This is a genomic window from Halomonas korlensis, from assembly GCF_900116705.1.
Classification (GTDB): domain Bacteria; phylum Pseudomonadota; class Gammaproteobacteria; order Pseudomonadales; family Halomonadaceae; genus Halomonas; species Halomonas korlensis.
The window spans coordinates 393,572-406,820 of sequence record NZ_FPBP01000002.1 but is presented as its reverse complement, the minus strand read 5'-3'; the positions used below and the strand labels follow the sequence as shown (position 1 = coordinate 406,820).

General features: G+C 63.4%; 11 protein-coding genes. 8 read left to right on the top strand and 3 right to left on the bottom strand.

Going from position 1 to position 13,249, the window contains the following annotated elements:
* Positions 1 to 41: 41 nt before the first annotated feature.
* Entirely contained in the window at positions 42 to 1,781 is a 1,740-nt protein-coding gene (locus tag BM341_RS04590; protein WP_089793350.1) for an isocitrate/isopropylmalate family dehydrogenase, read from the top strand.
* A gap of 86 nt (positions 1,782 to 1,867) precedes the next feature.
* Here BM341_RS04590 and BM341_RS04585 read toward each other — a convergent pair whose 3' ends face one another.
* On the bottom strand, positions 1,868 to 2,377 hold the full coding sequence (locus BM341_RS04585; protein WP_139232971.1) for a hypothetical protein: 510 nt from the start codon (positions 2,375 to 2,377) through the stop codon (positions 1,868 to 1,870).
* A gap of 237 nt (positions 2,378 to 2,614) precedes the next feature.
* Between BM341_RS04585 and nosP the strand changes: the two genes are divergently transcribed.
* The 3 genes from nosP to BM341_RS04570 all read left to right on the top strand — a co-directional run bounded on the left by nosP (position 2,615) and on the right by BM341_RS04570 (position 6,671).
* The gene (gene nosP / locus BM341_RS04580; protein ID WP_089793345.1) at positions 2,615 to 3,802 is read left to right on the top strand and encodes a nitric oxide-sensing protein NosP; all 1,188 of its coding nucleotides are present in this window, start codon (positions 2,615 to 2,617) and stop codon (positions 3,800 to 3,802) included.
* Between the two features lie 158 nt (positions 3,803 to 3,960).
* Positions 3,961 to 5,208: a DUF3422 domain-containing protein gene (locus tag BM341_RS04575; protein ID WP_245784160.1), complete on the top strand. Its 1,248-nt coding sequence runs from the start codon at positions 3,961 to 3,963 to the stop codon at positions 5,206 to 5,208.
* 68 nt (positions 5,209 to 5,276) lie between these two features.
* On the top strand, positions 5,277 to 6,671 hold the full coding sequence (locus BM341_RS04570) for an ATP-binding response regulator (protein WP_089793340.1): 1,395 nt from the start codon (positions 5,277 to 5,279) through the stop codon (positions 6,669 to 6,671).
* 30 nt (positions 6,672 to 6,701) lie between these two features.
* On the opposite strand, the gene BM341_RS04565 is transcribed toward BM341_RS04570, so the two are convergent.
* Positions 6,702 to 7,382: a LuxR C-terminal-related transcriptional regulator gene (locus BM341_RS04565; protein ID WP_089793338.1), complete on the bottom strand. Its 681-nt coding sequence runs from the start codon at positions 7,380 to 7,382 to the stop codon at positions 6,702 to 6,704.
* 155 nt (positions 7,383 to 7,537) lie between these two features.
* On the opposite strand from BM341_RS04565, the gene exaC reads away from it, so the two are divergent.
* Entirely contained in the window at positions 7,538 to 9,058 is a 1,521-nt protein-coding gene (exaC, locus tag BM341_RS04560; protein WP_089793336.1) for an acetaldehyde dehydrogenase ExaC, read from the top strand.
* A 145-nt stretch (positions 9,059 to 9,203) separates the two neighbouring features.
* On the opposite strand, the gene BM341_RS04555 is transcribed toward exaC, so the two are convergent.
* Positions 9,204 to 10,124: an NAD(P)/FAD-dependent oxidoreductase gene (locus BM341_RS04555; protein ID WP_089793334.1), complete on the bottom strand. Its 921-nt coding sequence runs from the start codon at positions 10,122 to 10,124 to the stop codon at positions 9,204 to 9,206.
* A 449-nt stretch (positions 10,125 to 10,573) separates the two neighbouring features.
* Between BM341_RS04555 and BM341_RS04550 the strand changes: the two genes are divergently transcribed.
* From BM341_RS04550 to glgA, 3 genes are all read left to right on the top strand, one after another.
* Positions 10,574 to 10,738: a manganese catalase family protein gene (locus tag BM341_RS04550; protein ID WP_342713863.1), complete on the top strand. Its 165-nt coding sequence runs from the start codon at positions 10,574 to 10,576 to the stop codon at positions 10,736 to 10,738.
* Between the two features lie 67 nt (positions 10,739 to 10,805).
* On the top strand, positions 10,806 to 11,318 hold the full coding sequence (locus BM341_RS04545; RefSeq protein WP_089793332.1) for a ferritin-like domain-containing protein: 513 nt from the start codon (positions 10,806 to 10,808) through the stop codon (positions 11,316 to 11,318).
* 207 nt (positions 11,319 to 11,525) lie between these two features.
* Positions 11,526 to 13,154: a glycogen synthase GlgA gene (glgA, locus tag BM341_RS04540; protein WP_089793330.1), complete on the top strand. Its 1,629-nt coding sequence runs from the start codon at positions 11,526 to 11,528 to the stop codon at positions 13,152 to 13,154.
* The last annotated feature ends 95 nt before the right edge of the window (positions 13,155 to 13,249 follow it).

Genomic DNA, 13,249 nt, shown 5'->3' with positions numbered 1-13,249 from the left:
GGTGGCCATCGCCACTTTCTCGATATAAGGAGAGGACTTCGATGAATCGCAAGATCAAGGTGGAATCACCCCTGGTCATCCTGCACGGCGACGAGATGGCGCAGGTGGCCTTCGAGAGCATCCTCGACACCTTCGTGACCTCCCAGCTGGACATCGATCTGGTGGAGGTCGACCTGACCGCGGAGAACCGCCTGGTCACCAACGGCCAGGCGGTGATCGACGCCATCGAGGCGCTCAAGCGCTTTGGCGTGGGTGTGAAGAATGCCGGCATGACGGTCAATCGCGCCCAGCTGGGCGAGCTGCTGGCCGCCCACCCTGAGCTCGACGGCGCCGCGCTGCACCCGCTGGCCACCAAGTCGCCCAATGGCGCCATTCGCAAGGGCATCGGCGGCAACATCACCCGTGAGGACATCCAGTTCCGCAACCTGCAGTTCAATCGGCCGGGGTGGGTCGGGCGTGACATCGAGGTCGACACCATGGCGACCGGCGGCAGCAAGGACAGCTATAACGAGCTCTCCCGTGCCACCGGCATCGTCAAGCTGATGTTCGTCGGTTCGAGCGGTGATCCGGTGGAGTTGCACCGCCGCGAGGTCAAGAAGGGCGACCCCTGGTTGCTCGCCACCAACGACATCGACGAGATCAAGGCCTGGGCGCACCGCTTCTTCCAGCGCGCCATCGACGAGAAGCGCGACATCTACCTGGGCCTCAAGGACACCGTGATTGCCGGCTACGATGGCGTGATGCGCGCTGCCATCGAGGGGATCTTTGATCAGCACTACCGCGCGCAGGTCGAGGCACTGGGGCTTGCCTACCACTACGAGCTGATCGATGCCCAGGCCGCGCGCATCGTCGCCAACCCGCCACAGCGGGCGCTGTGGGGCGTGCCGGACAACACCACCGGCCGCAAGCTCTACAAGCTGGTCGAGCAGCTCAAGGTGCACGGCATTCCCACGCGCAAGTCACACGTCTCGCTGTCGCGGATGAGTGCTGGCGGCGGCGACCAGTACGGCAGCTACAACGCCCCCGCTGCGGAGGACGGCATCCTCAAGGTGATCGTCGACGGCGACGAGAAGCACGCCCGCCACGTCAAGCAGGGCGACCCCATCTTGTTGATGTCCAACGACCACGAGGCCATCAAGGACTGGGTCACCCAGGTGTTCCGCGACGCCTCGCGCAAGCAGAAGGAGGTCTACTTCGGCCTCAAGCGCGAGTACATGGATTACGACGAGGTATTCAGTACCGTGATCACCGACGTGCGCCGCGAGCTGGCCCAGGCCGACACCCCGCCCCCGTCGTTCATGATCATGCGGCCCTCCAGCCAGCTCATCAAGATGATCACCGACCCGCCGCGCAACGCCCTCTACCCGGCGCAGAATCTCGACGGCGACATCTTCTCGGACATCTCCGCGGCACTCGGCGGCAGCCTGGCCACCGCCAGCTCGATCATCGAGAGCAAGAGCGGCACCATGCTCTTCGAGGCGCCCCACGGCACCGCCCATGATCTTTACCTGAAGTATCTGGAGAGCGACGGCCAGGAGGCGCACTTCAACTCCTCGGCGCTGATCTATGCCGTGGCGAATGCCCTGGAGACGCTCGGCGAGCGCGAGAGCAACGAGGCCCTGATCGACTACTCGCAGCGACTCAAGACGGCGCTGATCGATACCGTCGACGATGGTGTGATCACCGGCGACCTCAAGGGCAAGACCACCAACCCGGATGCGGAGACGGTGGTCGACATGCAGGGCTTCCTGAAGGCCGTGGAGACACGCCTCTCGATATGACAGCGCTACATCCTGGGGACGCCGGCGTCATCCGCTAAGGGGGTGAGGTGGTGGTAAGAGTAAGGCTTTCTGGGCCATGGCCATTCTTAGGCCATGGCCCTGTAGGCCTTGTCCTGGGTCTCTTCCAGCAAATGGCATTCGCTTTGCTTCTGTTCGATGAAGTCCCCGAACAGGGTATCAACATCTGCCGTGCCGCAAGACTGGGCCAGCAGTTCGCTTAATTGACGCGAATGTTCGGCGGCGGCCAGAGCATAGGCCAGGGTGTGGCAGGCCATGGCCTCGTCGGTAATGAAACGATACAACGGCTGGGCCTGGGAAAGCCGGAAGCGCAATTGCGGCCAGGGAGGTCGCCCACCGGGCAGGCAGTCACGCAGGTTCAGGCGCTCGGCGAGAGATTCCAGGGCGTTAAGACGCTGTTCGCATTGGATGCCGAGTGCGGCCATCAGGTGGCTGATATGCGGCCGAGTCGGCAGGAAACTCAGCGCCAGGCCGCGATAGCGCTGCATCTCGCGACGCTCGAGGTCATGGGCGAACGTCAGCTGTTCATCCGTGGGATAAGCGCGAACGGTATTGGGAGCATTCATCCTTGGTGGCACGAGCAATCCTCCTGTGTGGTACGGCCTGCTTTATTCTGGCCTCACAACGTAGCGCCTTACCCACCTCATAGCGTTGATAAAGGTTAAGTTCTCTTTGCTGTTCCGAGCGGAGTATTCAAAAGTACCAGTTCGACTCATGCCTGCGCGGCGAGACCCAATCGCTGGCTCGTCGGCGGCGTTGTGATCACGCCGACAGGCGGCTTACACTGGCTGGGCCCTCATGACAGGTTGACCGCCATGCTTGATTCGCTTGCTGCCGTGACGGAGTCGCCTTCGTGGTCTGCCGAGGCGTCTCTGCTTCGCACCGCGGTAAGCCGGCAGCGCGATCCCCGGGCGGCTGCCGAGGAGCTCGCCGCGGCGCTGCATCACGACACACTCGGCTTCGTGCTGTTCTTCTGTAGCGCCGAGTATGCGCTGCCGGCGCTGTCATCGGCGCTCAATGCTGCGTTTGCTGAAGTGCCCGTGGCGGGCTGCACCACCGCCGGCGAGATCACCCCGCAAGGCTACGGGCGGGGCTGCATCGTGGCCATTGGCCTGGATCGTCGCGATTTTGCCGTGTCCTGCGCGTTGGTCGAGGACCTCGAAGGGTTCGATCTGCTCCGCGCCCAGCGTCTGGTCGACGGCCTGCTCGATGAATGCCGCGACAGGGCGGTGGCCCCGCTGGCCGAGCACAGCTTCGCGCTGACCCTGCTCGATGGCCTGTCCAGCAGCGAGGAGCAGGTGCTTGCGACGCTCGATGCGGCCCTGGGACGCATTCCCAGCTTTGGCGGCTCGGCCGGGGACGACAATCGCCTGGCCCACACCCACGTACATGCCGAGGGTCGCTTCCATGGCCAGGCCGCGGTAGTGGTGATGATCAATACGCCGTTGCCCTTCGAGGTCTTCACCACCCACCATCTTCGCCCCCGCGAGGAGAAGCTGGTCGTGACCCGTGTCGACCGGGCGCGTCGTCGAGTGCTGGAGCTCAACGCGCTGCCCGCCGCCGAGGAATATGCCCGCCTGGTGGGGGTGCCGGTGGCCGCACTGGACGCGATGGTGTTCGCCCGCCACCCGCTGGCGGTGCGGCTGGGCGAGGCGCATTACCTGCGCTCCATCCAGCGCGTCAACGACGACGGCAGCCTGAGCTTCTATTGCGCAGTGGAAATCGGCATCGTGCTGACGGCCATGCAGCCGGCCCCGTTGCTTGCCGACCTCGAGGCGGTCTTCGCCGGGCTCACCGAGCGCCTTGGCGAGCCGAGCTTGATCATTGGCTGCGACTGCTTCCTGCGTCGGCTGGAGCTCGAAGCGCTGGGCCAGGTGGACACGGCCTCCCGGCTGCTGGCCCGCTCGCGGGTGATTGGCTTCAATACCTACGGGGAGCAGCACCATGGCATGCACATCAACCAGACCTTCACCGGGGTCGCCATTGGCTCTCGCCCGCACTAGCGACTCGTCCGCCGACGTGTCGCGGCCCGGACTGCACGCCGCCGAGGCCGAGGCGGTTAATGCCTCCAAGCCCCGGTTCCTGGCCGCCGTAGCGCCACGTTGACAGGGCGCACTTGGCCCGGGCGAGGCCAGCCTCTAGTCTCGGGAGACTTTCCCCCTTGCCTGGCCCCGACATGCACCCACAACGCGCCCGACTGCACAACGAACTCCACGCCCGGCCCTCGATCTACTTTGAGGAGCCGGCGCACCTCCACCACTACGCCTTCCTCGACGGCGACGGCATCGCCGCCGACATCCTCGGGCGGCTCGCCGAGGTGGTCGGCAGTACGCCTGACATCGAGGCGGCGCAGGAGATCCTCGATCTCGGCGACCAGACCCTGAAATGGGAGCGCCACACCGAGTTCTTCACCCTGACGCTGCTGGTGCCGAAGCCCGCGAATGGCGAGCCCTGGCCGTCGCCCCCGCCGCTGCTGGCGGAGATTGCCGCCGAACACAGCCGGGCGCTGATCAATGCCAGCCTGATCCTGGTGGAAACAGAGGCTTCCTGGGGCGGCGACGCCGAGGCCTACGGCTTTCGCGACCCCGCCGGTTCCAGCGTGGGCGATGGCGACGCCACCGTGTGGAGCGACTTTCGGCTCACGGCGGCCGGCGTCAATCGCCTGCTGCTGGTCAACTGTGGCCTCAACGCCTTTCGCCTGGGGCGCATGACCCGGCGGCTGCTGGAGATCGAGACCTACCGCATGATGGCCTCGCTGGCGCTGCCGGTGGCCAAGGAGATGAGCCTCGAGCTGCGCGACCACGAGCTCGAGCTCGGCGAGCTCTCGGAGCGCAATACCGAGGACGAGGAGGAGAGCTCCCGGCCATTACTGGCGGCCATCTCTGCGCTCTCGGCGCGGCTTGAACGCTCTGGCGCCCGCTCACGCCAGCGCTTCAGCGCTACCGAGGCCTACGCACGGATCGTCTTCAATCGCATTGAGGAACTGCGCGAGGAGCGCCTCGGCGACCGCCCCCGGCTGGGGACCTTCATCCTGCGCCGCTTCCGGCCGACGGTGCACTTCTGTGCTGCGATCGACCAGCGCCAGGATAGCCTGGCGGAGAGCGTGGCGCGGCTCAACGACCTGCTGCGGACCCGCGCCCAGGTGGAGATCGAGGCGCAGAACTCCGAGATTCTACAGAGCCTCAACGAGCGCACCAGCAGCCAGTTGAAGATCCAGAAGGCCGTCGAGGGGCTGTCGATCATTGTCATCAGCTACTACCTCTTCAGCCTGTTCAAGCTCGGTCTGCAGAGCCTCGACGCCCTGGGCGTGGCGATCGAGCCGAGCGTCGCCGCCGCCGTGCTGGGGCCGCTGGGGTTGGGGATCATCGGGCTGTTGGCCTGGCGGATCCAGCGCGTCAAGAATCACTGACGGCAGGGCCTTCCGGCTGCTGGCCCGCTCGCGGGTAATCGGCTTCACTAGCTATGGGGAGCAGCATCATGGCAGGCACATCAACCCCGCTTGCACTGGGGTCGCCATTGGATTTCACCCGCGCTAGCGACGCGCCCAACAAGGTGTCGCCGGCAGAACTGGCGGTTGAGAACGCCAGGCTGCGGCGCATCTGCGCGGCACTGATGGAGCGGGTGGAGTCGGCGGGCATGGCCGGCGGCGCCCCCTACAGCGCCTTCGAACACACGGTACTGCTCGCCGAGCAGGTGCGCGAGCGTACCGAGACCCTGCAACAGACCCTGGCCGAACTGCATGCCGCCAAGGCCGAGGCCGAGGCGGCCAATGTCTCCAAGACCCGGTTCCTGGCCGCCGTCAGCCACGACCTTCTACAACCGCTCAACGCCGCACGGCTGTTCGCCAGTGCCCTGGAGGAGCACGCGCTGCCCGAGCCGTCGCACCGCCTGGTGGGGCATATCGGCCGCTCGCTCAAGGACGTGGAGTCGCTGCTCGGCACCCTGGTGGATATCTCGCGCCTGGATGCCGGGGTACTGGCGCCGGATGTGGCACCCTTTCGCGCCGGGCAGCTGCTCGACGTGCTGGCCGAGGAGTATCGCCAGATGGCCGCGGCTCGGGGGCTCACGCTGCATTACGTGCCGAGCGGTGCGGTGATCGAGTCGGACCTGGCGCTGCTGGCGCGGGTCGTGCGTAACTTTCTGACCAATGCCATCCGCTATACCGAGCGCGGCCGGATACTGCTGGGCTGCCGGCGGCGTCCCGAGGGGCTGGAGATCGTGGTTGGCGATACCGGTCCGGGCATTCCCGAGGCCCAGCACGAGGCGATCTTCCAGGAGTTCCAGCGCCTGGGCGGATCACGCAATAGCCAGGATCGTGGCCTGGGCCTGGGGCTTGCCATTGTCGATCGCATCACCGGCATGCTCGGCCATCCCTTGCGGCTGGTCTCGCGCCTCGGTCAGGGGGCCAGCTTCTCGGTGCTGGTGCCTTACGGCCAGCTGGCGTCGGCCTCTGCGGGGCCGGCACTGGCGGCGGCCCCCGCCGGTGTCGGCGACCGGCTCGCGGGGACGCGGGTCTGGGTGATCGACAACGACACGGGCATCTGCGAGGGCATGGCGGCGCTGCTCTCGAGCTGGGGATGTTGGGTGCAGACGGCGACGTCGCTGGCACGCCTGGAGGCAGCGGCCGGGACGCAGGCCGCCGAGGTGCTGCTGGTCGACTATCACCTTGGCGAGGCCGATGGCGATGGGCTCGAGGTCGCCGCACGCCTGCGCGAGCGCCATCCCGGGCTGGCGGTGGTGGTGATTACCGCCAACCACGAAGCGGCGATCAAGGCGCGCAGCCGCGCGCTGGGCTACAGCTGCCTGCTCAAACCCCTCAAGCCGCTGCGGCTGCGGATGCAGCTCCTGTCGCTGGTGGCCCCGCAAGGCTAAGGGCAAGGATAAGGGGTAGGTAAGTCAGGGTCAGGCGCCCAGGCGGTCCTGGCGGTGTTGCGCCAGGCGAGTCGCCAGGTCGGCCTGGTCGGCGACGAGAATCGCCTGCACCCGGCTGGTCACGCCGAGCTTGCGCAGGATCGCCGAGACATGGGTCTTCACCGTAGTTTCGGCGATATCGAGTTCGCGGGCGATGAGCTTGTTGGAGGCCCCGCGGCTCAGACGCGCCAGTACCTCGAGTTGCTTGGCGGTCAGGGTCGCCAGGTGCGGCGATAGCTCAGCGGGCGGTGGGGCGCGGCGTGTGACCGGCGGGCGTCGCATGATATCCGGCGGCAGGTAGATGCGGCCCTCGAGGATGCCGGCAAGTGCCGCGAGCAGGGCCTCGCGCGGCGTCGATTTGGGTATGTAGCCCACGGCGCCCAGGTCGATGGCCTCGAGGACGGTGTGGCGCTCCTGCTCCGCCGAGACGATGGCCACCGGCAGCCAGGGCAGCGCCTCGCGCAGCGCCTGAAGCCCCGAGAGCCCTTCGGCGTCGGGCAGGCCCAGGTCCAGCAGCAACAGGTCGAGTGCCTCGCAGCCCTCTGCCTGGCGCAGCGCCCCGGCCAGGCTGTCCGCCTGCAGCAACTGGCTGCCGGGCAGGCCCGCATCGATGACCGCGGCGATGGCGTCACGAAACAGCGGATGATCATCGGCAATCATCAGGGTGTGCATGGGCAATCCCTCGTGGAACCGTCTCGGCCTCCTACCGAAGGAGGAGGCCATCTCCTGCCAGTGGAGTATGTCGCACAATGCCGACCTGACCAAGACTGGTGAATGGAGTGCATCAAGCGACACGCCCATCACAATAACGTTTCAGGAGTCACGCCATGATCTATGCCAACCCCGGCCAACCCGGTTCCGTTGTGTCCTACCAGAAGCGCTACGGCAACTATATCGGAGGCGAGTTCGTCGACCCGGTCAGGGGCCAGTACTTTGACAACGTCAGCCCGGTCAACGGCGAGGTGTTCTGCGAGATTCCCCGCTCCACCGCCGAGGACATCGAGCTGGCGCTGGACGCCGCCCACCAGGCCGCACCGGCCTGGGGCAGGACCTCGACCACCGAGCGCTCCAATATCCTGCTCAAGATCGCCGATCGCATCGAGCAGAACATCGAGATGCTCGCCGTAGCCGAAACCTGGGATAACGGCAAGGCCGTGCGCGAGACGATCAACGCCGACCTGCCGCTGGCGGTGGATCATTTCCGCTACTTCGCCGGCTGTATCCGCGCCCAGGAGGATACCTCCAGCGCCATCGACAACAACACCGTGGCCTACCATTTCCATGAGCCGTTGGGGGTGGTCGGCCAGATCATTCCCTGGAACTTCCCGATCCTGATGGCGGTCTGGAAGCTCGCCCCGGCGCTCGCGGCCGGCAACTGCGTAGTGCTCAAGCCCGCCGAGCAGACCCCGGCCTCGATCCTGGAACTCATGAAGCTGGTCGGCGATCTGCTGCCGCCGGGCGTGGTCAATATCGTCAACGGTTATGGCGCCGAGGCCGGTCAGGCACTGGCCACCAGCAAGCGCATTGCCAAGATCGCCTTCACCGGCTCGACCCCGGTAGGCGGGCATGTGCTCAAGTGCGCGGCCGAGAACATCATACCCTCCACGGTGGAGCTGGGCGGTAAGTCGCCGAACATCTATTTCGCCGACATTATGAATGCCGAGCCGGAGTTCATCGACAAGGCCGCGGAAGGGCTGGTGCTGGCGTTCTTCAATCAAGGCGAGGTCTGCACCTGCCCGTCGCGGGCGCTGATCCAGGAGAGCATGTACGAGGCGTTCATGGCCAAGGTCATGGAGCGCACCCTGTCGATCAAGCGTGGCAATCCATTGGATACTGACGTCCAGGTCGGCGCTCAGGCCTCTCAGGAGCAGTTCGACAAGATCATGTCCTACATGGAGATTGCCCGAGAGGAGGGCGCCGAGTTCCTGACCGGTGGCAACAAGGAAACCATGGACGACTCACTCAACCGTGGCTTCTATATCCAGCCGACGCTGCTCAAGGGTCACAACAAGATGCGCGTCTTCCAGGAGGAGATCTTCGGCCCGGTGGTCGCGGTGACGACATTCAAGGACCAGGAAGAGGCGCTGGCGATCGCCAACGATACCGAGTTTGGCCTCGGCGCCGGCCTGTGGACGCGCGACATGAACGTGGCCTTCCGCATGGGCCGTGGCATCCAGGCCGGGCGCGTCTGGACCAACTGCTATCATCACTATCCGGCGCACGCCGCCTTCGGTGGCTACAAGAAATCCGGCATCGGCCGTGAGAATCACAAGATGGCCCTCGAGCACTATCAGCAGACCAAGAACCTGCTGGTCAGCTATGACATCAGTCCGATGGGCTTTTTCTGAGACGCGCTCGACGGGTGGCGTGACGCGACGGTAGTGGCGTTGCGTCACAGCCCGATCGGTACCGCTACACGAAAAATGCTCCCCTGGCGGCCGTAAGGCCGCCTTTTTCGTGCTCGGCTTCATGCTCAGCCACGAGCGGTAACAATCATTCGTTCGAGTCGGCAAGCAGCAAGCGGTTGTGAATGGCCGTGGCGGCAATGGCGCCCTGCCCGGTCGCCACGGCAATCTGGCTCAAGTGGTTGGTCATGTCGCCCGTGGCGTAGAGCCCTTCGATGCCGGTCTGCATATGCTTGTTGACGATCAGGTTGCCATTCGGCGTGTGTCGCGCCCCCAGTTCCTTGCCCAGGGTACTGCGAACTCGAGTGCCGAGCGCGCAATAGAGCACATCGAACTCATGGTCCTCGCCCGTCGCCATTTCCAGATGAACCACTTGATCATCATCGAGATAGAGTCGTCTTGCCTGTTCTTCTATCAGGTCGACTTTTTCGCGCGCGAGCCGTTCGCGCTGGACGGGGTCGAGCTGGCAATCGCCATCAGGGCTGATCATGGTGAGATTGGCGCTGAAGCGCTTGATGAACAGGCACTCGCTGACACCGTGTTCCCCTTGGGCGATAATCCCGATACGTTCGTTGGTAAACTCGGCGCCGTCGCAGATCGGGCAATAGCGTATCAGGCCCTTGTCACGGATCGCTTCAAAGCCCTCCAGTTCCGGCTCGATATCCACCACGCCTGTCGCGAGCAGAACGGTCCTGGCGTACAGCCTGGCGTCATCGGTCTCGGCGATAAAGTGGCCGTCATGGTCGCGTTCAAGTCGGCGTACCGCGCCTTCAACCACGCTTCCCCCATTGATGTCGAGCTGCTCCCTGAGCCGGGCCAACAGGTCGTTGCCACTGATTCCCTCAGGAAACCCTGGATAGTTATGCGAAAGGGGGATCAGCGACGCGCGGCTGCGCCCGGCATCGACAATGCTCACCTCGCGAAAGAAGCGTTTCAGAATGATGCCGGCGGTCAGGCCAGCGGGGCCGGCTCCCACAACTAGGCAGTCCAGTAATTTATGATGGTTCATCGTGGCAATATCCTTATATACGCACGAAGCGTCCCTGTTTACGTAAGTCACCAAAAAAGCCACTGGTAACGAAGCAACTAAACATAAGTGTAAGTGGCGAGGGGGTGTCTTGCTCTAAAATCAAAAAGACAGCTTTCGACCTCCATCTCTTTTCATGAGGGTGCGCTAGACAGGCTAAGCGAGCGCAGAAAGTTGGTTAATCAGCGGGTGCCTTCATGCTAATAAAGAAAAGTCCCTGAAGTATGAAATGCATTAGCAAAATTCAGACGAACTGCTAGCCTAGACAAAACAGTCAAGACAGAAGCCAGTAGGGGAGACGGAGCGAAGCAAGGAAGTTGATTAACTGGTTCTTCATTTAATTTCCCTGATTTAAATGACGCGAATGTAATCCGTAAGCCGAGAGGCTAAAGGGAGCGGAGACGGACAACGGAAGCGGTAATTCAAGGAGGATGCCGATGTTTCACCATTCAGCGAATCTCCAATATCCCGTCAGGGTAGACAAGCCCGACCCGCAATTCGCCATGTTGCTTCAACAGGCGATAGGCGGCGTGGATAGGCGGAATCCGCGTGGCGATGCAGTATTGCTTTTCGGCGATGGACGCCCGGAGCGATGAGCGGATTCGCGACCTTTCAACGTTTTTTTAGTCACTTACTCACTCGGTCTCACCAAGGAGCGGAACGATGAACGAGAAAGCACGAGAGCATCTACAGGACTGGTTGCGCGATGCCCATGCCATGGAGAAACAAGCGGACCAGATGCTGCGCGGCCAGGCGAGTCGGCTGGAGCACTATCCCGAACTCAAGGCCCGTATCGAACAGCATATCCAGGAAACCCAAGGGCAAATCGATTTGCTGGAAGGGGTGATCGACCAGGCGAACATGAGTACGTCGGCTGTCAAAGACATGGGTGCCAAGTTCACTGCCGTTGGGCAGTCGCTCGGTGGCATGTTCGCTTCCGATGAAGTGGTCAAGGGCGGCGTGGCCAGTTATACCTTCGAGCACTTCGAGATCGCCAACTATCGTGCCTTGATATTGACGGCTGAACACTGCGGCGAAACTGAAATCATGCGGGTTTGCGAGAAGATTCTCAAGGAAGAAGAGGCGATGGCCAAGTGGCTGGAAGACAATCTGCCTGCCGTGACGCGCGCCTTCCTGGCTCGCGATGAATCGGATGATTTGCCTTCCAAGCGCTGATACGGATGTTGGCTGTCTAGAGTGGTCCAAACCGTCGCCCGGTCCGACGAGCGGCGGTTTGTTCTTGCAAGGGGGCCAGCATGAAGCATCGGTTTCCCTTGCCTATCGTTTCTGAGCAATGGCTTCGTGCCTGATGTCACGTCAGGGTCGGAGCAGGATGGTCCCGAATGAGCATTTATCAATGGGAATCGAGCAGGGAGGCCGCTCATGGGTAGCGTAGCGCTAGGAGATGTGACCCGACTGCTGAGCGACAGCCTTGGTCTGATACCCGAAGAAGCGAGAGTCGTTCGCCAACATCGGCCGGCGGGCGGCGGCGGTAAAGGGCGCGAGTCGCCCTTGCAGATTCTCTTTGTCACCTCCGAGATTGCCGATTTCGTCAAGGTCGGCGGGCTCGGCGACGTGTCGTCCGCCTTGCCCCGGGCGCTGGCCGCGCACCACGATATCCGTGTGCTGGTGCCCGCCTATCGCGAGATGATCGCCTCTGACCATGAGATCAAGCCCGTCGGCACTCTGCCCGGCTTTGCCGGTCTGCCTGCCTGCGAGATAGGTGAGATCACCTGTCATGATGGTCTCATCATCTACGTGCTGCTGTGCCCCGAGCTGTACGAGCGCGAAGGCAACCCCTATTGCGACGACATGGGCATCGGCTGGGATGACAACGATATCCGCTTCGGTCGGCTGGCCCTGGCTGCCGCGGAGATCGCCTCGGGCCATGCCGGGATCGACTGGCGACCGCAGTTGCTGCATCTCAACGACTGGCCGACGGCGCTGGCGGCGGGTTACCTGCACTGGCGCGATGAACCGACCCCCTGCGTATTCACCATTCACAATCTGGCCTACCAGGGCACCTATGATCCGTCGCGTCGCCAGGCATTGGGGATTCCCGAAGAGGCCTTAACCATCGATGGGCTGGAGTTCCACGGCAATCTTTCGTTCTTGAAGGCCGGAATCGTCTATTCATCGCGCATCACGACCGTCAGTGCCACTTACGCTCGTGAAATCACCACCCCCGAGTTCGGCTGTGGTCTCGAGGGCCTGCTTGCCAGCAAGGCGGAAGAAGGCCGCTTGGTAGGCATTCCCAACGGCATCGATGACTCCTGGGATCCGCGTACCGATACCCACCTGGCCCAGGCATTTGCCACCAACGACTGGCGAGGCAAGCGCGCCAATGCCGACTACGTGCGCAAGATCTTCGGCCTGGCAGTCAACAACGGCCCCTTGTTTGCTGTGGTGTCACGCCTGGTGCATCAGAAGGGGCTGGACATGACCATCGGCGTGGCGGAGTCGATTGTCCGTGCCGGTGGCCAGATCGTCTTCATTGGCCGTGGCGAGCTTCCCGTCGAGAACGCCCTGTGCAATCTGGCGGCGCGCTTTCCCGGCTCGATTGGCGTCAACATCGGATTCGATGAAGGCGAGGCCCGCTGCATGTACGCCGGCAGCGACTTCCTGCTGATGCCCTCTCGGTTCGAGCCCTGCGGGCTCAGCCAGATGTATGCCCAGCGTTTCGGCTCGCTACCGATCGCCCATCGCACCGGGGGGCTGGCCGATACCATCGAGGATGGCGTGACGGGGTTTCTGTTCGATGACATGACCCTTTCCAGCTATATGCACGCCATACAGCGGGCCTTAACCGTCTTCCAGGCGACGGATCTGTTCTATGCCATGCGCCGGGCCGCCATGGCTGGCCGCTATCACTGGCGACAGTCGATCGAGCCGTATACGCAGCTGTATCGTCAGGTGCTCAGTGAGCAGGTACTCAGTGAGCAGGTAGTAAATGAAGCGATTCATGACGACGTGGATTCGAATGTCGGCAAGGTGATGCGTGCGACGCCATGACAGGCACACCGTGAAAGCGTCAGGTATGCGAGATAGTGAATGGCGAGGTCAGATCAGGGGCAGCGGGTCGGTGCTCGATCGGCTGGTGGGGAAAG

Coding starts and splice junctions, on each gene's coding strand:
- exaC (WP_089793336.1), top strand. CDS start 7,538: ATGATCTATGCCAACCCCGGCCAACCCGGTTCCGTTGTGTCCTACCAG.
- BM341_RS04590 (WP_089793350.1), top strand. CDS start 42: ATGAATCGCAAGATCAAGGTGGAATCACCCCTGGTCATCCTGCACGGC.
- BM341_RS04550 (WP_342713863.1), top strand. CDS start 10,574: ATGCCGATGTTTCACCATTCAGCGAATCTCCAATATCCCGTCAGGGTA.
- BM341_RS04570 (WP_089793340.1), top strand. CDS start 5,277: ATGGCAGGCACATCAACCCCGCTTGCACTGGGGTCGCCATTGGATTTC.
- nosP (WP_089793345.1), top strand. CDS start 2,615: ATGCTTGATTCGCTTGCTGCCGTGACGGAGTCGCCTTCGTGGTCTGCC.
- glgA (WP_089793330.1), top strand. CDS start 11,526: ATGGGTAGCGTAGCGCTAGGAGATGTGACCCGACTGCTGAGCGACAGC.
- BM341_RS04555 (WP_089793334.1), bottom strand. CDS start 10,124: ATGAACCATCATAAATTACTGGACTGCCTAGTTGTGGGAGCCGGCCCC.
- BM341_RS04545 (WP_089793332.1), top strand. CDS start 10,806: ATGAACGAGAAAGCACGAGAGCATCTACAGGACTGGTTGCGCGATGCC.
- BM341_RS04565 (WP_089793338.1), bottom strand. CDS start 7,382: ATGCACACCCTGATGATTGCCGATGATCATCCGCTGTTTCGTGACGCC.